The organism is Modestobacter sp. VKM Ac-2986 (assembly GCF_026967795.1).
Lineage (GTDB): Bacteria > Actinomycetota > Actinomycetes > Mycobacteriales > Geodermatophilaceae > Modestobacter.
In genome coordinates this window covers 149,205-170,600 of the sequence record NZ_JAPVBH010000008.1, presented here as the reverse complement: position 1 = coordinate 170,600, position 21,396 = coordinate 149,205, and the positions used below count along the sequence as shown (strand labels likewise).

Below are 21,396 nucleotides of genomic sequence, written 5' to 3'. Positions count from 1 at the left end.
CGGCGTCTGCCTCGACCACCTCGACCGCCGGGTGCCGGGTGGCCAGCCGCGAGGCCAGTCGGGTGTTCACCTCGATCGCGAGCTGCCGGCCGCCGCCGGCGAGCCGCTCGGTGACGGGCCCGGTCATCGCGCCGGTGCCGGGCCCGAGTTCGACGACGACGGCGGCACGCGACGACACCGGTGCGATGGCCGCGCGGGTGAGGCGTCGTCCGCTGGCTGCGACGGCCCCGGTGGTCAGGGGCGCACGGAGGAACTCGAGGAGGATCGACACGTCCGGGCTCGAGGGTCAGACCGGGAAGGTGACGCCGGTGAGGCCCTCGGACACGTCCCAGAGCCGCCGCTGCACTGCCAGGTCGTAGGACGCCGGGCTGGAGGTCACGAGCCGGGGGTGCCCGCGGACCTCGCCCAGGCCGCTGGGGCCGTAGTACTGCCCGCCCAGGACGGCCGGGTCGGTCGCGGCCCGCAGCGTCGGCAGTGCCCCCATCGCGGCGGGCTGGGTGAGCAGCGGCGCCAGTCGCTCCAGCGGTGCCCGCAGCAGGGTGGGGGAGTTGCGCACGAGCTCGGTGTTGGACACCCCCGGGTGGGCGGCCGCCGCGAGGGTGGTCGTGCCGTGGGCTGCCAGCCGGCGCTGCAGCTCGTAGGTGAACATGAGGTTGGCGAGCTTGGACTGCCCGTAGGCGCCGGTCCGGGAGTAGGAGCGCTCCCACTGCAGGTCCTCGAAGTGGACCGCCGCGCGGATGCGGTGCCCGGTGCTGCTGACGGTCACCACGCGGGAGCCGGGGACGGGCAGCAGCAGGTCCAGCAGCAGCCCCGTGAGGGCGAAGTGGCCCAGGTGGTTGGTGCCGAACTGGCGCTCGAAGCCGTCCTGCGTCGTCTGCTTCGGCGTGTACATCACCCCGGCGTTGTTGATGAGCAGGTCGATCCGCGGGTGCGTCCGGTGCAGCTGGTCCGCAGCCGAGCGGACGGAGTCCAGGGAGGTGAGGTCCAGCCGCTGCACGGTGACGTCGCCGGCCATGCGGGCCGCTGCCTGCGCGCCCTTGTCGACGTCACGCACGGCCAGCACCACCGTGGCGCCGCGTCCGGCGAGGACCTTCGCGGTCTCGAAGCCCAGACCGGTGTTGGCGCCGGTCACGACCGCGACCCGGCCCTGCTGGTCGGGCACGTCGTTGGCTGTCCAGTGGGTGTTCATGGCGTTCCTCCTGCGTGAAGAGACCGTCGGTCTGTTGTGCGGAGGACGCTAAGAGACCATCGGTCCGCTGTCAAGAGACCGCCGGTCTGAAATGCTAGGGTCGTTGCGTGACCTTCCAGCGAGCCCGGAGCGAGGAGCAGCGCGAGGTCCGGCGGCGGGCGATCCTGGGCGCGGCGGCGGCCATGCTCGAGGAGATGCCGGTGGCCGACGTCAGCCTCAACGAGCTCAGCCGCCGCGTCGGCCTGGCCAAGTCCAACGTGCTGCGCTACTTCGACTCCCGCGAGGGCGTGCTGCTCGAGCTGATGCAGTCGGTGCTGCAGGACTGGATCGACGGGCTGGTCGACGACCTCGCGACCGGGGTCGACGCCGGGCTGCCGCTGGTGGACCGCGGCGAGCAGCTGTCCGCGGTCCTCGCCCGCTCGCTGGCCGCCCACCGCGTGCTGTGCGACCTGCTCGGGGCGCAGGGCGGCGTCCTGGAGCGGAACGTCACCGCCGAGGTGGTCGCGCGCCACAAGCGCGCGGCCCTGACCCAGCTCACCGCCGCCGCCGACCTCCTGCGCCGCCATCTCCCCGAGCTCGGCGCGGCAGCCGAGACGTTCTGCTTCCAGTCGATGGTCCTGGCCGGTGCCCTGGCGCCCTACAGCTCCCCGCCGCCGGGCGTGCGCGCTGCCTACGAGGCCGAGCCGGCGCTGGCCGTCCTCCACCTCGAGCTGCAGGAGTCCCTCCAGCTGGGGATCCGCACCATGCTCCTGGGCGCCGTCCCGCGCAGCTGACGCCGCCGGGTACCGCGCCCGCAGTACGGCGGTCACCGCGCGAGCACGACGACGGGCACCCCGCCGGCGACCAGGGTCTCCCTCAGCAGGTCCGCACCGCGGACCGAGACCGGAGGAGATCCCGATGTCGAGGTCCTCGTCCCGGGTCGGCGCCTACAGCGCCGGTCACCGCGGGGTGGTGGCGGTCGCGTGGGTCCTGGTCACCGCGGTCTTCGCCGTCCTGACCGTCACTGGCGCGAAGTCCTCCGACTCCGCCTTCTCCATCGCGGGTGCGGAGCTGACCGCACGGGAGCGGGAGGTCCTCGCCCTGGTGGTGCGCGGGCTGTCCGACGACGAGATCGCCGAGCACTTCCTCTTCTCTACGCTCACGGTCAAGACGCACGTCAACCGGGCCATGCGGGAGATGCAGGTCCCCGACCGCGCCCGGCTGGTCGTCGCTGGGATGCACGCGGGGGTCCTCGACCCGCCGTAGCCGGCTCCCGCGACGGGCCGGACGGCGGTCGACGGTCCTGTCGTCCCCGCCTGGCAGGGTCGGGGCGTGTCCACGCCCCTCGGCCCGGCGTTCTGGCGGCTCTACGCCGCCAGCGCGGTCTCCAACCTCGCCGACGGCGTGATCCGGGTGGCGCTGCCGCTGCTGGCCGCCACCCTCACCCGCGACCCGGTGCAGGTCGCCGCACTGTCCTCGCTGGCCTTCCTGCCCTGGCTGCTGTTCGCGCTGCCGGCCGGTGCCGTCGTCGACCGGGTCGACCGCAAGCGGGCGATGGCCGCGGCCAACGTCGTCCGGGCGCTGGCCCTGGGTGCGCTGGCGGTCACCGCGCTCACCGGGACGACGTCGCTGCCCGCCCTCTACGCCGTCGCGTTCGCCATCGGGGTGGCCGAGACGTTCTACGACAGCGCCGCCCGCGCGATGCTGCCGCAGGTCGTGACCCGTGAGCAGCTCGACCGGGGCAACGGGCTGCTGACCACGGCCGAGGAGGCCAGTCAGGGCTTCCTCGGTGCCCCGCTGGGGTCGGTGCTGTTCGCCCTCGCCGTCGCCGCACCGCTGCTCGGCACCGCCGGTGGCTTCCTGCTCGCCGCCGTCCTGGTGCTCGGCATCGCCGGGCGGCACCGGCCGGCGCGCGCCGACGGGCCGCCCACCACGATCCGCCGGGACGTCGCCGAGGGCGTCGGGTGGCTGTGGCGGCACCGGTTCCTGCGCGGCCTCACCCTCGTCTCGGCCGCCACCGCCCTGGTCCAGTCGATGACCACCGGCGTCCTCGTGCTCTACGCCCTCGACGACCTGGGCGTCGAGGAGGCCGGCTACGGCCTGCTCCTCACCACCGCCGGTGTCGGTTCGGTCCTCGGCGGGCTCACCGCGGCGCCGCTGGCGGGCCGGATCGGCCGCACCGCGACCCTGGTGGCCGGCTCGGTGATCGCCGCCCTGGCCACCCTCGGGATGGCCGCGACCGGGAACGCCGTCGTCGCCGGCCTGCTGTTCGGGGCCGGCGCGGCCGGCGTCATGTTCTGGAACGTGCTGACCATGTCGCTGCGCCAGGCGCTCATCCCGGAGGTGCTCTTCGGCCGCGTGCAGGGCGGCTACCGCACGCTGGTCTGGGGCGGCATCCCGCTCGGCGCGCTCGCCGGGGGCCTGCTCGCCGACGCCACCAGCGTGCCGACGGTCTTCGCCGTGTCCGGCGCGGGCCTGCTCGTGCTCTCCCTGGTGCTGTGGTGGCTGCTCGCCGTCCACCGCGACCTGGTCGACACCGCCTTCGCCGCCGGCCCGCAGCCCGCCACGGCCTGAGACCTACGGGACGACGGTCACCGGCCAGCGCCCGACCCGCACCAGCCGCACCGCGACCGACCCGACCACCCGGTGCCCGGCCTGCTCCGAGGCGCCCACGAGGACGGCGTCGGCGAGCACCTCGTCGGCGATCCGGGAGATCTCCGCGACCGGGTCCCCGGAGGCGATGCGGAAGTCGACCTCGACGCCGAGCTCCTCGGCCACGGGCAGCAGTTCCGCGCGCAGTCGGGTGCCGATCTCGGTGTTGGCCTCCCGGACGACGGCCCCGGCGCCGGGCACCAGCCCGGCCATCGCCGGACCCGCCTCGGCCACGAAGACCACGACCAGCCGGGAGCGCTGCCGGCGCGCGAGCCCCGCCGCGTAGGCCACGGCGTGCAGCGAGGTGGACGACCCGTCGACGCCGGCCAGGATCACCCGGGGTCCGTCCGTGCCCCGCTCGAAGCGGCCGGGTCCCGGTCGTGCGTCCCCGTCGGGACGAGGCGTGCTCACGCGCTGGATCGTCCCCCGTCGCGACCGGCGGGGCTCGTCCGGGCTCCTGGTGCGGTCAGGCGGACCGGCGCAGGGGGTCGGCCGCGAAGTCGGCCAGCGTGCGGCGCAGCGCCACGCCGGGGGCGTCCGCCGGGACGTGCAGCTCGTCGCGGGGCAGCAGGGGCAGCCCGCTGCTCGCCAGCCCCGCCGCCAGCTCCAGGTCCCCGGTGAGCGCGGCGCCCGCCCCGGCCACCGCGGCCGCCACCTCCTCGGCGTCCAGCGTCGTCCCGGCCGGTGGGGTGAGGAACAGGCAGGTGTAGACCCGCGTCGAGTCCTCGTCCTCGGGCTGCAGCAGGAACAGCGTGGTGCGGGCGGCGCCGGTCTCGAGCTCGTCGGTGCGCCGCCGCAGCTGGAACGGCGCCCGGTGGACGGCGGTGGTGCGGCGCCGCGTCCCCGCGGACGGCTCCTCCCACACGCTGGTCGACCCGCCGGCCTGTGGCGTCACCTCCGCCACCGGTGCGTACGGGGCGTCGGCGGTGGGGTGGAGGACGGGGACGTGCGCCGCGTCGAGGAACAGGTCGGTCAGCGGCCCGGCCGGGGCCGAGCTGCGGGCCGGTGGCAGCCAGGCGCGCACCGCCCGGGGGTCGGTGGTCTCGGGGACGGGCAGCGGGGTGTCCCGCGGCTCGGCCGGGGCGATCCAGACCAGGCCGTGCCGCTCGACGACGCCCCAGGCCGGCGGGTCGGCGTCCAGCGTGCTGCCGTGGCGGTGGACCGTCCAGGTGCGGCCGAGCAGCCGGATCTGGACGTAGCCGCCCTCGTGCAGCTCGCCGGAGAGTGCGACCGGGTGCCAGGCGTGCTCGAGCGAGGGGTCCAGGTTGCCCAGGACCGGCCCCGCCGGGGTCGGCAGCGGGGGCACCGGCTCCGGGACGGGGTGCCCCGACCTCGGCGGCCGCAGCGTGGCCGTGCGCTCGGGGGCCAGCCAGACCCAGCCGTCGCGCTCCTCCACCGCCCAGGGGGCGGTCAGGTCCGCGCGCGGCGGCGGGGTGCCCGCCGGCCCCAGCGACGGGATCTCCACGCAGCGGCCCTCGGAGCCGTACTGCCAGCCGTGGTACGGGCACTGCACCCGGCCGTCGACCACGGTCGCGTGCGCCAGCGGCACCAGCCGGTGCGGGCACCGCGCCGGCAGGGCGGTCACCTCCGCGCCGGGCCGCAGCCGGAGGACGACGTAGGCCTGCCCGCCGGCGCCCACGGGCAGGGGCGTCGTCCCCACCTGGGCGGAGCGGGCCACCGGGTACCAGCCGGTGGCCGGCCGTGCGGACGTGCCGGTCCGGGAGCTGACGGTCCAGGAGGAGGCCATGCCCCCATGGCACCAGCCCGCCGTTTCCCGGTGATTGCGTCCGGATGCACTCTCGGGACCTTCCGGTCACGGTTCCGTGACCATCGGGCACCGGCACTGCCGTTGTGACCGTCCACACCCTAAGGTGACCGCGATCACCGTCCAGGAAAAGCACAGTGAGGTGCCACCGTGACCCCACCGAACGAACGCAGGCTCTTGACCGCCCAGGAGTACCGGCAGGCCCAGGACTCCCCGGAGTTCGCGGAGCTGCGCCGCCGGTTCCGTCGCTTCGCCGTCCCGATGACGGTGGCCTTCCTGACCTGGTACCTGCTGTACGTCCTGCTCTCCACCTACGCGCCGGACCTCATGTCCACCGAGGTCTTCGGCAACGTCAACCTCGGCATCCTGCTGGGGCTGGGGCAGTTCGTGAGCACCTTCCTCATCACGCAGCTCTACGTCCGGTACTCCGGCCGCACCACCGACCCGATCGCCGACGAGATGCGCGAGCGCCTCGAGGCCCACGAGTTCTCCGCACCGCGCGGCAAGGGAGCCCCCCGTGCATGACCTGATCGCCGCCGACGCCGCCACGATCGGCGAGCCGGCCGTCAACATCTCGATCTTCGGGGCGTTCGTCCTGGTCACCCTGATCATCACGTTCAAGGCCAGTCGCAACAACAAGAGCGCCGCCGACTTCTACGCCGCCGGCCGCAACATCAGCGGCACCCAGAACGGGCTGGCCATCGCCGGGGACTACCTGTCGGCCGCCTCGTTCCTGGGCATCGCCGGGGCCATCGCCGTCTACGGCTACGACGGCTTCCTCTACTCGATCGGCTTCCTCGTCGCCTGGCTGGTGGCGCTGCTGCTGGTCGCCGAGCTGCTGCGCAACACCGCCCGCTTCACCATGGCCGACGTCCTGGCCTTCCGGATGCGGCAGGGCCCGGTGCGCACCGCGGCGGCGCTGTCCACGCTGGTGGTCAGCCTCTTCTACCTGCTGGCCCAGATGGCCGGCGCCGGTGGCCTGGTCACGCTGCTCCTCGGCGTCACCGGTGAGGCCGCCCAGGCCGCCACCGTCGTCGTCGTCGGCGCGCTGATGATCTTCTACGTGCTCGTCGGCGGCATGCGCGGCACCACCTACGTCCAGGTCATCAAGGCCACGCTGCTCATCGCCGGCGCCTTCGTCATGACCGTCTGGGTGCTCGGCAAGTACGGGTTCAACCTGTCCTCGCTGCTCGGTGCCGCCCAGGACAGCTCGAACGCCTCGGCCACCCCGCGCGAGGTGCTCAGCCCCGGTGCCCAGTACGGCGCCACCGGGACGACGAAGCTCGACTTCATCTCCCTGGGCCTGGCCCTGGTGCTCGGCACCGCCGGCCTGCCGCACGTGCTGATGCGCTTCTACACCGTGCCCACGGCCAAGGACGCCCGGAAGTCGGTCGTCGTGGCGATCTGGCTGATCGGCATCTTCTACCTGTTCAGCCTGGTCATCGGCTACGGCGCCGGCGCCCTGGTCGGTGCCGACCGCATCCTGGCCGCTCCCGGTGGGGTCAACGCCGCGGCTCCGCTGCTGGCCTTCGAGCTCGGTGGCACGGCGCTGCTCGGCGTCATCGCCGGCGTCGCGTTCGCGACCATCCTGGCCGTCGTCGCGGGGCTCACGATCACCGCGTCGGCGTCGTTCGCCCACGACGTCTACGCCTCGGTGATGAAGAAGGGCCAGAGCTCCCCGGAGGCCGAGGTCAAGGTCGCCCGGATCGCCGCGATCGTCATCGGTGCGGTGGCCATCGGCCTCGGCATCCTGGCGCTGCAGGCCGGCCTGAACATCGCCTTCCTGGTGGCATTGGCCTTTGCCGTGGCCGCGTCGGCGAACCTGCCGACCATCCTCTACACGCTGTTCTGGAAGAAGTTCACCACCCAGGGCGCGCTGTGGTCGATCTACGGCGGGCTCATCGCCTGCGTCACGCTGATCATCTTCTCGCCGGTCGTGTCCGGCGCGACGGTCAACCCGACCACCGGCAAGAGCACCTCGCTGATCCAGGGCGTGGACTTCTCCTGGTTCCCGCTCAACAACCCGGCCCTGGTCTCCATCCCGCTGTCGTTCTTCCTCGGCTGGCTGGGCACGAAGCTCAGCAAGGACAAGCCCGACGTCGACAAGTACGCCGAGCTCGAGGTCCGGTCGCTGACCGGCATCGGTGCGGAGAAGGCCGTCCAGCACTGACGAAGGACCCCGCTGCCCCCCCACCCTTCGCGAGCTCAGGGCGGGACCCTGCAGCGGGGCCTGACCGCTGCCCCGTACCAGGGGCCGCACACGTAGGACCGTGAACGTCGCGCGAGGCGCGTCCCCCGGGTGGGGGACGCGCCTCGCGTCGTGTCACGGCCTCCTCAAGAGGTGGCGGCGCCGGGTCAGGCGGCGGTGGCGGTGGCCGGGGCGGGCTCGCGGAACGGGGCCACGGCGGTGACCGGACGGCGGCGGCGGGCGACCGAGCGGGCGACCAGACCCAGGAGCACCACGCTGCCGGCGACGGCGTGCTGCCCGGGGGCGGTCAGGGCCACGACGATCGCGGCGACGTAGAGCAGGGACAGCAGTGCGGCCGAGGGAGTCAGGCCGCGGGGCAGGTGCAGGGCGGGGGCGTGCAGCGCGGGCAGGCCCGGCGCGGACGTGGTGGGGACGGACAGGTGCACGGTGCGGACCTCCATCGGCTGGGCGGACGCCCGCCGGGCCGGCGCCCGGGTCCGCGGGGAGCGGACGGGGACGCCGGCACGGCGACGGCGCTTCGGGTGCCTCCCGGTCAGGGGAGGCGGGACCTCACTTGAGGGCGTCCTTGGCCTTCTGGAGCAGGCCGGTCATCGGGGCCGGCGGCGTGCCGTACAGACGCGGGTCACCCGGGGGCAGGATCGGGGCGTCGGCGGTGGCGGCGATGGGGGCGGCGCGGAACACGTTGTCCGTCCCGTCCATCGCGGGGCCGTTGGCCCAGCGGCCGTTGGCGGCGTCGGGGCCGTCGGAGGCGTCGATGAAGGTGTAGGCGAACTCGGGGAGCTCCTCGCTCAGCGGGAAGGCCTCGGGCACCGGGATGCCGTCGAGACCGTCGGCCTTGAGCTCCTCCATCGCGGCGAGCCACTGCTGCTGGTGCATGTGGTCGCGGGTGAGCAGGAAGCGCAGCAGGTCCTTGACGCCCGGGTCGTCGGTCATGTTCCACAGGCGGGCGACCTGCAGGCGACCCTGCATCTCGGCGGTGGCGTTGTAGGAGAAGTCGGCGAACAGGTTGCCGCTGGCGGTCACGTAGGCGCCGGTCCAGGGGTTGCCCATGGAGTCCATGTAGGAGGCGCCGCCACCGTTGACGATGGGGTGCTGCGGGTTGTGCTGGCCGTAGGCCGCGGCCGCCTCCTTGCTGCGGTCGGAGGCGTCGGGCTTGAGCGGCATGTGGTCCAGCAGCCGGTCGATCATCGTCACGATCATCTCGACGTGGGCCAGCTCCTCGGTGCCGATGGCCAGGAGCATGTCCTTGTACTTGCCGGGCAGGCGGCAGTTCCAGCCCTGGAGCAGGTACTGGGTGGCGACGGTCATCTCGCCCCACTGGCCGCCCAGCACCTCCTGCATCTTGCGGGCGAAGTCGGCGTCGGGACCGTCGGGCTTGGCCTCGAACTGGAGTGCGTGAGTGTGCGTGAACACGGGCGTTCTCCCTCTGCGTCGTCGGTGCCGCCGCTCTCGCGTCGACAACGGACAGATGCCCACGCCCGCTGTCACCCCGGTGCCGTCCGGTGGCCCGCAGGGGCCGACCTGCTCAGCGGCCGGCCGGGACCCCCGCAGGACGCCGCGGCCAGACCGTGTAGCTGACCGCCCACAGCAGCTCGAGACCCATGATCAGCGCCAGCAGCGGGAACTCCGCCCGGAGCGCCTCGGTGCGCTCGGGGGCGTCCACGAGGGCGATCAGGCCGAGCAGGACGGCGCCGGCGATGCCCACCGCGAGCGCCGTCCGGCCGACGTCGCCCCAGCAGGCGCGGGTGTACGCGGCGCCGGTGAGCCTGACCGGGGCCGGACCGCCGGCGAAGCGGTGCGCGAACCGGACGTCGGCCCACTGCACCAGCCGGTGGCCGTAGGCGACCGAGAAGCCGATGTAGAGCGCGGCGAGCCCGTGCTCGAGCGACGCCGTCGCCCCGGACCGCAGGTGCACCGCGGTGGCCACCAGCAGGACGACGTCCAGCAGTGGTGCTGCCACCAGCAGGACGACGCTGAGCCGGCGGGCGCGCAGCAGGTACCGGGCCGCCAGCCCGCCCAGGACCGCGACCCAGAAGCCGATCTCGCACGCGACGATCACGGCCAGGATCACGACGGCCCGCTTGTTGGCACGAGTGTGTTCACACGCAGCAAGTTAGCACGACTGTGTACATTCCGGGGGTGCCCAGGCTCATCGACCACGCCGCGCGTGAGGTGGAGGTCGCCGAGGCCGCCTGGCGGGTGCTGTCCGGCCGCGGGGTCGGCGCGCTCTCGGTGCGCACGGTGGCGGCCGAGGCGGGCCTGGCCACCGGCTCGCTGCGCCGGGCGTTCCCCACCCAGGACGCGCTGCTGGTCTTCTCGCTGGAGCTGGTGGCCCGCCGGGTGCGGGAGCGGATCGGTGCACTCGACCTCACCGCCCCGGCGCCGGGCCCGCAGACCGCCGTCCTGCTCGAGCTGCTCCCGCTGGACGCCGAGCGGCGGCTGGAGATGGAGGTCTTCCTCCACCTGGGCTCGCTGGCCGTCGGGGGCGGCGCGCTGCGGGAGGTGTACGACACCGCGCACCGGGAGCTGGCCGAGGCCAGCCTGCGGCTGATCGGGTCGCTCGTGGAGGCGGGCTGGGCGCCCTCGTCCCTGGACCTGCCCGTCGAGGCCCGCCGCCTGCACGCGCTCGTCGACGGGCTCGCCCTGCACCTCGTCCGCCAGGACGCCGGCGCCCCGACCGACTGGGCCACCGACGTCCTCACCGCCCACCTGCACGCACTCCGCGCCTGACGGTTCGGCCCCCGGCCCCCTTGCAGGGTCCCGCCGCGAGCTCGCGAGCGGTGGGGGGCAAGGGGGTCCTTCGACTTCGTCAGCGGTCGGGCAGGCGGACCACGAGCGTGAAGTCGCCGTCCTCGCCCTGGCTCCAGGCCAGCCGGCCGCCCAGCTCACGGGTCTGCCGCTGCACCGACCACAGCCCCAGCCCGGTCAGGTCGACCGGCGGGGTGGTGCGGCTCAGGTGACCGAGCACGCGGTCGGCGGGCACCCCGGGCTGGGTGAGGGAGAGGTCGACCCAGTCGCCCCGGCAGTCCGCCCGCAGCGTCACCCGTCGTCCCCGGCCGTGCCGGTGGGCGTTCTCCAGCAGGTTGGTCAGGATGCGCTGCACCCGCGCGTCGCCGACCGTGACGTCGACCGCGGCGTCGTCCAGCCGCAGGTCGAGCTGATGGGGCGGCAGGCCGGAGGCGGCCACGGAGGCGCGCACCACGTCGCCCAGGGTGCGCACGCCCCGGCGCTCGGTGGCCCCGCCGGTGGCGTCGGCGGTGCGCAGCATGGAGGCGAGGTGGTGGGCCTGCGCGCGGGCGAGCTCCAGCATCTCCGGGCCACGGGGGTCGTCGGGGTCGAGCCGGTCCAGCACCGACTCCAGCGCGGCCAGCGGGCTGCGCATGTCGTGGCACATGGCGCGCACCAGCGCGTCGCCGGTGCTCACCGCCTGCGGGGCGGCGTGCGGGAGCCTGCTGCGCACGACGCGCAGCAGGTCGGTGAACAGTCCGGGCAGGGCAGCGGGTCGTGTGTCGGCAGCGAGGGTCACGGGCACCTCCAGTGGAGCGGTCGGTCAGCCACGCCGGGCGCAACGGACCAGGGGAGTGACGTGGAGGGCGCTGACGCCGAGGCTGGGCACCGGCCCCCCGTGGACGTGGTGGTCGTGGACGACCACCCCTTGTTCAGCCGGGGACTGGAACTGCTCCTGCCCCCCGAGAGTGACGGGCGGGTGCGTGTCGTGGGAACGACGGACGACGCCTCGGCGGCCGCGGCGCTGGTGCGCCGGCACAACGCCGACGTCGCGATCGTCGACCTGCACATGCCCCCGCCCGGGGGGACCAGGGCGATCGCGGCGATCCGCCGGACGCAGCCGATGGTGCGGATCGTCGCGCTGTCCGGGTTGGCCGAGGCCGACGCGGCGCTGGAGGCGCTGCGGGCCGGGGCGAGTGCGTTCCTGCCCAAGACCACCAGCCCCGAGGCGCTGGTGCGCCCGCTGCTCGCGGTGCTCGACGGCTGGTCGGTGATCCCGGAGTCGCTGCTGCGCCAGCTGCTCGACGACGCGGCCCCCACCGACGACCAGGGCATCGCCGCGAACCTGTCCGCCGACGACCGGCGGTTGTGGAAGCTCGTCGCGGCCGGCACCAGCACCGTCGACATCGCCACGACGCTGCACGTCTCCGACCGCACGGTGAAGCGGCTGGTGGCCAACCTGCTGCGCCAGCTCCGGGTGTCCACGCGGGTGGAGGCCGCGGCGCTGGCCGGGCGCGTGGGCCTGGTCGCGGACGTGGCGGACGGAGGGCGCTGAGCGGAGGGCATCGCTGCCCGGTTACCCGCCGGTACGCCGCACACTCCCGGACCGGACGGTTCTGTTGTGCCCAGTCGTGTGCCGCGGGCGGCTACCTGGCCGGGTCGAGGGTGTCGGCCCAGGCGCCGGAGGCCGCGCGGGCGAAGTCCGCGGCCTCGTCGGCGGCCATGTCCCGGGCGGCGTAGCCACCGCTGCCGGCCCCCACGCAGGCCAGCACGGTGGCCAGGCCGCCCCGGCGCTGGGTGAACGACTGGCGCACCTGCCAGCCCACCACGGCCCGGCGCTGCAGGACCACGTGCTCGCGCACCAGCCAGCCCGAGCGCACCGCGAACGACCGTGGCCCGGTGGCGTGCCCGGTGGCGGCGTGGCGGGCCAGCCCGAGCGGGACGCCGAGCCCGGTGAGCACCGCACCGGTCACCAGCAGCGGCCACCAGCCGGCGAGGACGGTCAGCACGACGCCCGCGACGAGCACCAGGACGCCGGGGACGACGCCGCGCACGACCGACCGCCGCCGCGCCGCGGCCGGGTGACGCCGCAGCGGCCCGGTGCGCTCGACCAGCCGGTCGGCCAGCGCCCATGCCTGGTCCTGCGGCCCCAGGGGCAGCAGCTGGCCCCGGCGGGCGGCGTCCCCGAGGCCGGTGACCAGTGCGCTGGCCCGGGCGGCCCCCACCAGGCGCATGCCCACGCCCTGGCTGACCGTGCAGCCGCGGATCCGGTCGATCTCCAGCTCGGTGTGCCGCCGGGTGACCAGCCCGCGGGTGGCGATGAGCGACCCGCCGCGGCGCACCAGCCGGAAGCGCCAGTTCACCACCGCGCTGCCGGCGATCGAGCCGACGACCAGCAGCACCAGCCCGCCGGCCAGCACCAGCGCCGCGAGCGTCCCGTCGGGGAGCCCGGGCCGGTCGAGGTCGGGCACGAACCGGTCGGGCACCTCCTCGAGCAGCCGGAACAGCGCGCCGAACGCGGCCAGCGGCACGGCGAGGTAGCCGCCGACCAGCGGCGAGTAGAGCAGCCAGCGCGGATCGAAGCGGGTGACGACCTCCTCGGGCTCCTCGACCGGCGCGGCCACGTCCCCGGCGCCGGCGGCGTCGACCAGCACGGCCCGGCGGGCCAGCAACCGGGCCCGCAGCCGGTCGCCCTCGGCGCGGGACACCCCGTCGACCACGAGCTCCTCGCCCGTGGCGCCCGCCGACCCCGCCGCCGCGTCCACCTCCACCCGAACCAGCCCGAACAGCCGGTGCAGCGCCGGGGCCTCGATCTCCACACCGCGGACGCGGTCCAGCGGCACGGTGCGCACCGACCGGGACAGCAGCCCGCGGGTCACCACCACCGAGGTCTCCCCGACCGCGTAGCTGAACCGCCACCACGACAGCGCCGCCCACAGCAGCGACAGCAGGGTCACCCCGACGACCAGCGCGACGACGGTGACCGTGCCGCCGTCGAAACCGCGGGTGGCGCCCAGCGCCAGGACCGCCGGCACCAGCGCCCGGGCCTGCCGGAACGTGATCGTGTGCAGCAGCAGCACCCAGCGGGAGGTGCGCTGCCCGGTCAGGGCGGCCGGGTCGGTCACGTGGCCTCGTCCCGCACCTGCTCCGCCCGCCGGGCGAGGTCCTCCGCGACGCGGCGGGCCACCTCCACCTCCAGGTGCGGGATGCGCACGGTGCCCTGCGACGAGGCGGTCAGCACCGCCACGGTGGCCAGTCCGAACAGCTGCTGGACCAGGCCGCGGTTGACGTCGACGGTCTGGATGCGGCTGATCGGCACCAGCGTCCAGGTCCGGTTCAGCCAGCCGGTGAGGGTGTAGACGGCGTCGGCGGTGACCTCCCAGCGGTGCACCCGGTAGCGCAGCCGCGGCTGCACACCGATGTCGACCACGGCGGTGACCAGCACGACCACCGGGGCGACCCAGCGCACCAGGACCGTCCACAGGCCGGCGTCGGACGGGACGAACACGATGAGCGCGGCGACCACCAGCGCCTCGACGACCGTGGCGACCACCCCCTGGGCGACCCAGAGGCTGATCGCCGAGCGGGACAGCGACCAGGCGGGTTCCCGGACGGGGGCCGGGAGGGCAGTGGACATCGTCGCCATCCTGGCAGGGGCGGGTGTGAGCCCGGCCGCAACGCGGCGGCGCGGCTGCGCTGCGTGCCACGATGGACCGCGTGATGATGCCCCAGCAGGTGCCGACCGTCCCCGCCGCCGAGGTCCCCGCCGACGCCGTCGTCCTGGACGTGCGCGAGGACGACGAGTGGGCCGCCGGCCACGTCGAGGGCGCCACGCACATCCCGATGGGCGAGGTCCCGGCCCGGCTCGACGAGCTGCCCGAGGGCGACCCGCTCTACGTCACCTGCCGCGGCGGCGGACGCTCCGCCCGGGTCGCGGCCTGGCTGAACCAGAACGGCTACGACGCGGTGAACGTCGGCGGCGGCATGGGCGAGTGGGACGCCGCCGGCCGCCCCATGGTCAGCGAGACCGGCCGCCCGCCCTACGTCGTCTGACGAAGGACCCCGTCCCCCTCACCCCTCGCGAGCTCGGGGCGAGCCTCTGGACGGGGCCGGAGGCTCGCCCCGGTGTGTCAGCTCTTGGCCGGGTACTCGGCGAAGCGGGAGCGCAGGTCCTTCTTGGAGAACTTGCCGACGCTGGTCTTGGGCACCTCGTCGATGAACTCCACGGCGTCGGGCAGCCACCAGGACGCGACCAGCGGCCGCAGGTGGTCCAGCACCTGCGCCTCGGTCAGGGTCTCGCCCGGCTTCACCACGACACAGGCCAGCGGCCGCTCGCCCCACGTCGGGTTCGGGACGGCGACGACGGCCGCCTCGGCCACCGCCGGGTGGGCCATGATCGCGTTCTCCAGGTCCACCGAGGAGATCCACTCGCCGCCGGACTTGATGAGGTCCTTGGTGCGGTCGGCGATCCGGATGCTGCCGAACTCGTCGAGGGCGGCGATGTCGCCGGTCTTCATCCAGCCGTCCTCGGTGGTCAGCTCCGTCCCGGGCTCCTCGTAGTACGACGCGGCGCACCACGGCCCGCGCACCTGCAGCTCGCCGGTGGCGACGTCGTCCCAGGGCAGCTCGTCGGTGGTGCCGGCGGTGACGATCCGCGCCTGGACGCCGAACAGCGGCACGCCCTGCCGGGCCCGCAGCGCCGCTTTCGTCGCCTCGTCGGCGTCGTCGTAGCGGCGGGCCAGCGTGCCGCCGGAGGCGACGGGGTGGGTCTCGGTCATGCCCCAGGCCTGGTAGATGGGCAGCCCGACCTGCTCGCGGTAGGCCTCCGACAGCGCGGCCGGCACCGCCGAGCCGCCGCAGCCGATCTTGCGCAGCTGGTGCTCGCGGCCGGCCAGGTGCGGCAGCATGCCCTGCCAGATGGTCGGCACGCCGGCGGTGAACGTGACGCCCTCGGCGACGATCAGGTCCGCCAGCGCCTGCGGCTGCATCATCGCGCCGGGGAACACCATCGCCGCGCCGGCCATCGGGGCGGCCTGGGCCAGGCCCCAGGCGTTGGCGTGGAACATCGGCACGACCGGCATCGCGACGTCGTGGACGCCGATGCCGAAGCCGTTGGGGGAGACCACCGCCATGGCGTGCAGCACCGTCGAGCGGTGCGAGTACAGGACGCCCTTGGGGTTGCCCGTGGTGCCGGACGTGTAGCACATCGAGGCCGCGGTGTTCTCGTCCCGGACGACCCCGAACGCGACCGGCTCGGCGGCGGCCAGCAGGGTCTCGTAGTCGCGCACCCGGGGGTCGTCGGGCACCTCGTTGGTGCCGCCGTCGTCCATGACGACCACGTGCCGGACCGTCGTCATCGTGTCGATCAGCGGCCACAGCAGCGGCAGCACCGTACGGTCGACGAAGACGACCTCGTCCTCGCCGTGGTTGACGACGTAGGTCAGCTGCTCGGGGAACAGCCGGATGTTCAGCGTGTGCAGCACCCGGCCGGTGCACGGGACGCCGTAGTACAGCTCCAGGTGCCGCTGGCTGTTCCAGGCGAACGTGCCGACCCGGCCGTCGGCGCTGACGCCCAGGGTGTCCAGCACGCCGCCGAGGCGCCGGGTGCGGTCGGCCCACGCGGCGTAGGTGCTGCGCACCGGGCCGCCGGGCCCGTTGGTCACGATCGGCACGTCGCCGTGGTGCTGCTCGACGTGCCGGAAGATCGTGTCGAGGGTCAGGGGGACGTCCTGCATCAGCCCGAGCATGGGGCGCATGCTGCCAGTGACGCGGCTCACGATCTACTGGTGGCCGTGAGCAACGCACCCAGAGTGGACGACGGGATCCTCCAGGTCGACGGCGACCGGCTGGTGCTGCCCGACGGCAGCCCCGTCGTGCTGCGCGGAGTGGGCCTGGGCGGCTGGATGAACATGGAGAACTTCATCACCGGCTACCCGGGGACGGAGTCCCAGCAGCGCACGGTGCTGCGCGCCGCGCTCGGCGAGGAGGGCTACCAGCGGTTCTTCGACCGCTTCCTCACCGACTTCTTCACCGACGCCGACGCCGAGCACCTGGCCTCGCTGGGCCTGAACTGCGTGCGCATCCCGTTCAGCTACCGGCACTTCGAGGACGACGACCGGCCCGGTGAGCTGAAGGAGGAGGGCTTCCGTCGCCTCGACCAGGCGGTGGAGGCCTGCGCTCGCGCGGGCATCTACTCGATCCTGGACCTGCACGCCGTCCCCGGTGCCCAGAACCAGCACTGGCACAGCGACAACCCCACGCACTGGGCGCACTTCTGGACCCACCGCCACTTCCAGGACCGCGTCGTCGGACTGTGGGAGGCCCTCGCCGACCACTACCAGGACAACCCGTGGGTGGCCGGCTACAACCCGGTCAACGAGCCCGGCGACGCCGTCGGCGAGGCGATCGGCCCGTTCTACCGGCGGCTGGAGAAGGCGATCCGCGCGGTCGACCCCCGGCACGTGCTGTTCCTGGACGGCAACCGGTACTCCACCCAGTTCGACCAGCTCGGTGACCCGCTGCCCAACACCGTCTACACCGCGCACGACTACGCGCTGCCCGGCTTCGTCGACGGCGGCCCCTACCCCGGCGTCAGCCGCGGGAAGTTCGTCGACCGCGACGTCGTCGAGCAGACGTTCCTGGAGCGGACGGCCTACATGCGCCAGACCGGGACGCCGATCTGGGTGGGGGAGTTCGGGCCGGTCTACACCGGCGACCCTGAGCGCGACGCCATGCGGTACCAGCTGCTCACCGACCAGCTCGACATCTACGCCGAGCACGGGGCCAGCTGGGCGCTGTGGACCTACAAGGACATCGGTCTGCAGGGCCTGGTCACGGTGCCGCCGTCCGCGCCCTACCTGCAGCGGATCGCGCCGGTGCTGGAGAAGAAGGCGCGGCTGGGCGTCGACTCGTGGGGGGCGACCGACGCCGGCGTCCGCGACGTCCTCGGCCCGATCGAGGAGCTGGTCGCCCGCGAGTTCCCCGACTTCCAGCCCTACCCGTGGGGCCAGCACCGCTGGCTGCACGGCATCGTGCGGCACGTGCTGCTCGCCGAGGCGATGGTCGGCGACTTCGGGGCGGTGTTCCAGGGCGTGACCCCCGACGAGGCCGCCGAACTCGCCGGCGACTTCGCGTTCGACCGCTGCGTCCAGCGCGAGCCGCTGGCCCGGCTGCTGCAGGCGTCCTCGCGCTCCTGACCCGCAGGGCGTCCTGACCGGGGCGCCTGCTCCGGCAGGCCGCACGTCCCGGGGTCGGGCCAGCCCGACCCCGGGACACCTGCTGGCGGCATCGTCCCCGCCCCTCCACCGGCGGAGGCTCGGTATAGGCGCCGGACTGCGGCGTCCTGGCTCCGGCCGGCCCACAGGGGGCCGGGTGCGGAGCCCGGTGCGGGGAGCGTTCATGAGGACCTGGCGACGGACACGCGGCGACGCGACGACGGGGGACGGCGGGAGCGCGACGTCCGACGTCGTCTCGCTGACCGGGGTGAGCCGCACGTACGGCTCCGGGGACTCGACGGTGCACGCGCTGCGCGAGGTCACGGTCGGGATGCCCCGCGGGTCGTTCACCGCGGTGATGGGCCCCTCCGGCTCGGGCAAGAGCACGTTCCTGCAGGCGGCCGCCGGGCTGGACCGGCCCACGTCGGGCTCGGTGCGGATCGGCGGCACCGAGCTCACCGGGCTGTCGGAGGACGAGCTGACCCGGCTGCGCCGCGAGCGCATCGGCTTCGTCTTCCAGTCGTTCAACCTGCTGCCCTCGCTGACCGCGGCGGAGAACGTGCTCCTCCCGCTGCGGCTGGCCGGCCGTCCCGCCGGCCGCCGGGACGCCCAGGCGGCGCTCGACCGGGTGGGCCTGGGCGCCCACGGGCACCGCCGCCCGGCGGAGCTGTCCGGCGGCCAGCAGCAGCGGGTGGCGATCGCCCGCGCGCTGGTCAGCCGGCCCGACGTCGTCTTCGGCGACGAGCCCACGGGCGCGCTGGACAGCGGGACGGCGGCCGACGTGCTCGGCCTGCTGCGCGGCATCGTCGACGCCGAGGGCGCGACGGTGGTGATGGTGACCCACGACCCGCTGGCGGCCTCGGTGGCCGACCGGGTGGTCTTCCTCGCCGACGGCGCGCTGGTCGCCGACCTGGCCCACCCCTCGGTGCACGAGATCGCCGACCGGATGGTCGCGCTGACCGGTGGGACCGGCGCACTGGCCGTGGCGGGGGTGCAGCGATGAGCAACGGCCTGGCCCGGGCCTCGATCCGGTTCCGGCCCACCGCGTTCGCCGGTGCCTTCGTGGCGCTGCTGTTCGCCTCGGTCGTCGTCGCGGCCAGCGCGCTGTTCCTGCAGAGCGGGGTGACCCTGTCCGCGCAGCCGGTGCGCTACGCCGATGCGGCGGTCGTGGTGGCCGCCGACGACCAGGTGCGCCGCGGCGAGGGCGACTGGGAGACCACGCTGCCGCTGGCGCAGCGCCCGCTCGTCGACGCGGCCCTGGCCGACCGGCTCGCCGACGTCCCCGGCGTCGCGGCGGTCGTGCCGGACGTGTCGGCCACCGTCACCGCCGGGACGGCGACCTGGTCGGCCGCGGGCTGGTCGCGCACCGCCCTGGAGCCCGGCGCCACCACGGTCGCGGACGCAGGCCCACGGACCGGTCAGGTCGTGCTGGCCCCGGCGGCCGCGGCGGCTGCCGTGGTCGGGGTCGGCGACCGGCTCGAGCTGCGCACCCCCGGCGGCACCCGGTCGGTGACCGTGGCCGCGCTGCGCGACGCCGCGGGCGGACCCGACGTCTGGGTCGCCGACGCCGACGCCGCCGCGGTGGCCGGCCACCCCGGCCGCGTCGACGCCTTCGCGCTGCGCGCCACCGAGGGCACCTCGGCCGCCCAGCTGCGCGGCGCCGTCCGGCAGGCGCTGGCCGGCGTCCCCGGCCCGCCGACCGGCCTCGTCGTCGTGACCGGCGACGAGCGCGGCGAGGTCGAGACCGCCGGGTTCGGCGCCTCGAAGGAGACGCTGACCGCGATCGGCGGCTCGCTGGGCGGCGTCCTGCTCACGGTGGCGCTGTTCGTGGTCGTGTCGACCACGTCCCTCGCCGTCGAGCAGCGCTCCCGTGAGCTGGCCCTGCTGCGCGCGATCGGCGCGACGCCCCGGCAGCTGCGGCGCACCGTGGCCACCGAGGCGGCCCTGGTCGCGTTCCTGGCCGCCCCGCTCGGGCTGGTGCCCGGGCTCTTCCTGGCCCGCTGGCTGCTCGGGGAGATGACCGCCCGCGGGTACCTGCTGCCCGGGCTGGAGCTGTCCACCGGGCCGGTCGCACTGCTGGTCACCGTGCTCGTCGTGGCCGGTGCCGCGGTGGCCGCCGGGCTGCTGGCCGCCCGCCGTCCGGCGCGGATCCGGCCCGCCGAGGCCCTGCGCGAGGCCAGCCTGGCCGGGAGCCGGCTGGGCCCGGCGCGCTGGGTGCTGGGGCTGACCGCGCTGGCCGGCAGCGTGCCGCTGGCGATCGTGTCGGCCACCGTCCCCGGCGAGCTGGGCATGGGCCTGGCCGCCACGGTGGTGCTCACCCTGCTGCTGGCCATCGGCCTGCTCGGCCCGGTCGTGGCCGGTGCGGTGTCCCGGCTGGCGCGCCCGGTGCTGGACCGGTTCGGTGCCCCCGGCCGGCTCGCCGCCGCCAACGGCCGCACCAACGCCCGCCGGCTCGGCTCGGCGATCACGCCGCTGGTCATGGCCGTCGCCTTCGCCGGCACCATGTTCCTGCTCCAGGGCAGCGTCGACCGGGCGACGGCGGACCAGCGCGAGGCCGCGGTGGTCGCCGACACGGTGGTCTCGGCCGGGCCAGCGGGGCTGCCGGTCGACCTCCCGGCCCAGGTCGCGGCGCTGCCCGGCGTCGGTGCGGCGGTCGGGGTGCTGCCCGCGTCGGTGGCGACCCCGGCGCTGGGGGAGCTGATGCCGCACACCGCGTCCGGGCTCACCGGCGACCCGGCGCTGCTGTCCCGGGCCCTCGACGTCGGCGTCCGGGACGGCGACCTGGCCGCGCTGCGACCCGGCGGCGACGGCACGGTGGCCCTCGACGTCCTGCTGGCCGACGCGCTGGACGCCCGTGTGGGGGAGCCGGTCGAGCTGATCACCCCCGACGGTGCCACGATCCGCCCGACGGTGGTGGCGCGCTACGACCGGGGGCTCGGCGTGGCCGCGGCGCTGCTGCCGGCCGAGACGCTGCGCCCGCACCTGACCACGCCGGTGCTCAGCGAGCTGCTGGTGCGGCACGACGGGCCGGTGCAGCCGGCCGACCTGGCCGCCCTGGGTACGGTGACCGGCCCGGCCGCGCAGGTCGCCGGCCCCGGCCCCGACGGGGCGCCCGCCTCGGCGCTCACCTCGGACAGCTGGCTGGACGTCGTGTTCGCCGCCGGGCTGGCCGGGTTCGCCGCGATCGCGGCGGCCAACACCCTGGTCATGATCACCCTGGCCCGGCGCCGCGAGGTCGGCCTGCTCGGGATGGTCGGGGCCACCCGCCGCCAGGTCCTGCGCACCGCACGGCTGGAGGCCCTGGTGGTGGCCGGCGCCGCGATCGGGCTGGGCTCGCTGATCGCCTGGGGAACCCTGCTGCCCTCGGTGCACGGGGCGACCGGCGCGGGGCCGTACGTGCCGCCGGCGCTGGCCGCCGGCGTGCTCGGCGGGGTCGTCGTCCTCGCGCTGGTCTGCACCGGGGTGCCCACGCGGGTCGTGCTGCACGGCGCGCGGGCAGGGGCGGTCGGAACGCGAGAGTGACCGGTCCGTACTCGTCAGTAACCGGGCCGCGGCGGCGGCCGTCACCCGTCCGGATGACGGCCGCCGGGCCTGCGCCCAGGCAGGACGCGGGATGAACGGGCCGTTACGCGAACGTGACGCTGGACTTCGCTCCCGGCAC

At 74.9% G+C, this 21,396-nt stretch carries 21 protein-coding genes; 11 read left to right on the top strand and 10 right to left on the bottom strand.

Annotated features, from left to right (window positions below):
- Positions 1 to 286: 286 nt before the first annotated feature.
- The gene (locus O2W14_RS19310; RefSeq protein WP_269177757.1) at positions 287 to 1,189 is read right to left on the bottom strand and encodes an SDR family NAD(P)-dependent oxidoreductase; all 903 of its coding nucleotides are present in this window, start codon (positions 1,187 to 1,189) and stop codon (positions 287 to 289) included.
- A gap of 107 nt (positions 1,190 to 1,296) precedes the next feature.
- Here O2W14_RS19310 and O2W14_RS19305 point away from each other — a divergent pair, with 107 nt between their 5' ends.
- The 3 genes from O2W14_RS19305 (at position 1,297) to O2W14_RS19295 (ending at position 3,742) form a co-directional block, all read left to right on the top strand.
- A complete protein-coding gene (locus O2W14_RS19305) occupies positions 1,297 to 1,962 on the top strand; it encodes a TetR/AcrR family transcriptional regulator (RefSeq protein ID WP_269177756.1) in 666 nt (221 codons plus the stop codon).
- A 124-nt stretch (positions 1,963 to 2,086) separates the two neighbouring features.
- Positions 2,087 to 2,434, top strand: a complete 348-nt coding sequence (locus O2W14_RS19300; protein ID WP_269177755.1) for a response regulator transcription factor — start codon at positions 2,087 to 2,089, stop codon at positions 2,432 to 2,434.
- Between the two features lie 66 nt (positions 2,435 to 2,500).
- Complete coding sequence (locus O2W14_RS19295) at positions 2,501 to 3,742, top strand: MFS transporter (protein ID WP_269177754.1); 1,242 nt, start codon at positions 2,501 to 2,503, stop codon at positions 3,740 to 3,742.
- Positions 3,743 to 3,745: 3 nt separating this feature from the next.
- Here the strand turns inward: O2W14_RS19295 and O2W14_RS19290 are convergent, their stop codons facing one another.
- Positions 3,746 to 4,156, bottom strand: coding sequence for a universal stress protein (locus O2W14_RS19290; RefSeq protein WP_269177753.1), 411 nt, complete (start codon positions 4,154 to 4,156; stop codon positions 3,746 to 3,748).
- Positions 4,157 to 4,286: 130 nt separating this feature from the next.
- Complete coding sequence (locus O2W14_RS19285) at positions 4,287 to 5,567, bottom strand: Rieske 2Fe-2S domain-containing protein (protein ID WP_269177752.1); 1,281 nt, start codon at positions 5,565 to 5,567, stop codon at positions 4,287 to 4,289.
- A 168-nt stretch (positions 5,568 to 5,735) separates the two neighbouring features.
- On the opposite strand from O2W14_RS19285, the gene O2W14_RS19280 reads away from it, so the two are divergent.
- Together O2W14_RS19280 and O2W14_RS19275 are read left to right on the top strand one after the other, a co-directional pair.
- Complete coding sequence (locus O2W14_RS19280) at positions 5,736 to 6,110, top strand: DUF485 domain-containing protein (protein ID WP_269177751.1); 375 nt, start codon at positions 5,736 to 5,738, stop codon at positions 6,108 to 6,110.
- Complete coding sequence (locus tag O2W14_RS19275) at positions 6,103 to 7,755, top strand: solute symporter family protein (protein WP_269177750.1); 1,653 nt, start codon at positions 6,103 to 6,105, stop codon at positions 7,753 to 7,755. Before O2W14_RS19280 ends, O2W14_RS19275 begins: the two co-directional genes overlap by 8 nt.
- Before the next feature lie 185 nt (positions 7,756 to 7,940).
- Here O2W14_RS19275 and O2W14_RS19270 read toward each other — a convergent pair whose 3' ends face one another.
- The 3 genes from O2W14_RS19270 to O2W14_RS19260 all read right to left on the bottom strand — a co-directional run bounded on the left by O2W14_RS19270 (position 7,941) and on the right by O2W14_RS19260 (position 9,865).
- Complete coding sequence (locus O2W14_RS19270; protein WP_269177749.1) at positions 7,941 to 8,219, bottom strand: hypothetical protein; 279 nt, start codon at positions 8,217 to 8,219, stop codon at positions 7,941 to 7,943.
- A 124-nt stretch (positions 8,220 to 8,343) separates the two neighbouring features.
- Positions 8,344 to 9,207, bottom strand: a complete 864-nt coding sequence (locus O2W14_RS19265) for a manganese catalase family protein (protein ID WP_269177748.1) — start codon at positions 9,205 to 9,207, stop codon at positions 8,344 to 8,346.
- A gap of 112 nt (positions 9,208 to 9,319) precedes the next feature.
- Positions 9,320 to 9,865: a hypothetical protein gene (locus tag O2W14_RS19260; RefSeq protein WP_269177747.1), complete on the bottom strand. Its 546-nt coding sequence runs from the start codon at positions 9,863 to 9,865 to the stop codon at positions 9,320 to 9,322.
- A 68-nt stretch (positions 9,866 to 9,933) separates the two neighbouring features.
- Between O2W14_RS19260 and O2W14_RS19255 the strand changes: the two genes are divergently transcribed.
- Positions 9,934 to 10,524 (top strand): TetR/AcrR family transcriptional regulator, encoded by a 591-nt coding sequence (locus tag O2W14_RS19255; RefSeq protein ID WP_269177746.1) that lies wholly within the window; start codon positions 9,934 to 9,936, stop codon positions 10,522 to 10,524.
- Between the two features lie 79 nt (positions 10,525 to 10,603).
- On the opposite strand, the gene O2W14_RS19250 is transcribed toward O2W14_RS19255, so the two are convergent.
- Entirely contained in the window at positions 10,604 to 11,320 is a 717-nt protein-coding gene (locus O2W14_RS19250; RefSeq protein ID WP_269177745.1) for a sensor histidine kinase, read from the bottom strand.
- A 60-nt stretch (positions 11,321 to 11,380) separates the two neighbouring features.
- On the opposite strand from O2W14_RS19250, the gene O2W14_RS19245 reads away from it, so the two are divergent.
- The gene (locus tag O2W14_RS19245; protein WP_269177744.1) at positions 11,381 to 12,076 is read left to right on the top strand and encodes a response regulator; all 696 of its coding nucleotides are present in this window, start codon (positions 11,381 to 11,383) and stop codon (positions 12,074 to 12,076) included.
- A gap of 91 nt (positions 12,077 to 12,167) precedes the next feature.
- Here the strand turns inward: O2W14_RS19245 and O2W14_RS19240 are convergent, their stop codons facing one another.
- The gene (locus O2W14_RS19240; protein ID WP_269177743.1) at positions 12,168 to 13,646 is read right to left on the bottom strand and encodes a PH domain-containing protein; all 1,479 of its coding nucleotides are present in this window, start codon (positions 13,644 to 13,646) and stop codon (positions 12,168 to 12,170) included.
- Positions 13,643 to 14,158 (bottom strand): PH domain-containing protein, encoded by a 516-nt coding sequence (locus tag O2W14_RS19235; protein WP_269177742.1) that lies wholly within the window; start codon positions 14,156 to 14,158, stop codon positions 13,643 to 13,645. The genes O2W14_RS19240 and O2W14_RS19235 overlap by 4 nt, the downstream gene beginning before the upstream one ends.
- A gap of 71 nt (positions 14,159 to 14,229) precedes the next feature.
- Here O2W14_RS19235 and O2W14_RS19230 point away from each other — a divergent pair, with 71 nt between their 5' ends.
- Positions 14,230 to 14,574, top strand: coding sequence for a rhodanese-like domain-containing protein (locus O2W14_RS19230; protein ID WP_269177741.1), 345 nt, complete (start codon positions 14,230 to 14,232; stop codon positions 14,572 to 14,574).
- Positions 14,575 to 14,651: 77 nt separating this feature from the next.
- Here O2W14_RS19230 and O2W14_RS19225 read toward each other — a convergent pair whose 3' ends face one another.
- Complete coding sequence (locus O2W14_RS19225) at positions 14,652 to 16,298, bottom strand: long-chain fatty acid--CoA ligase (protein WP_269177740.1); 1,647 nt, start codon at positions 16,296 to 16,298, stop codon at positions 14,652 to 14,654.
- 9 nt (positions 16,299 to 16,307) lie between these two features.
- On the opposite strand from O2W14_RS19225, the gene O2W14_RS19220 reads away from it, so the two are divergent.
- From O2W14_RS19220 to O2W14_RS19210, 3 genes are all read left to right on the top strand, one after another.
- The gene (locus O2W14_RS19220) at positions 16,308 to 17,717 is read left to right on the top strand and encodes a glycoside hydrolase family 5 protein (protein ID WP_269177739.1); all 1,410 of its coding nucleotides are present in this window, start codon (positions 16,308 to 16,310) and stop codon (positions 17,715 to 17,717) included.
- Between the two features lie 202 nt (positions 17,718 to 17,919).
- Complete coding sequence (locus O2W14_RS19215) at positions 17,920 to 18,738, top strand: ABC transporter ATP-binding protein (protein WP_269177738.1); 819 nt, start codon at positions 17,920 to 17,922, stop codon at positions 18,736 to 18,738.
- Entirely contained in the window at positions 18,735 to 21,257 is a 2,523-nt protein-coding gene (locus tag O2W14_RS19210; RefSeq protein ID WP_269177737.1) for an ABC transporter permease, read from the top strand. The genes O2W14_RS19215 and O2W14_RS19210 overlap by 4 nt, the downstream gene beginning before the upstream one ends.
- The last annotated feature ends 139 nt before the right edge of the window (positions 21,258 to 21,396 follow it).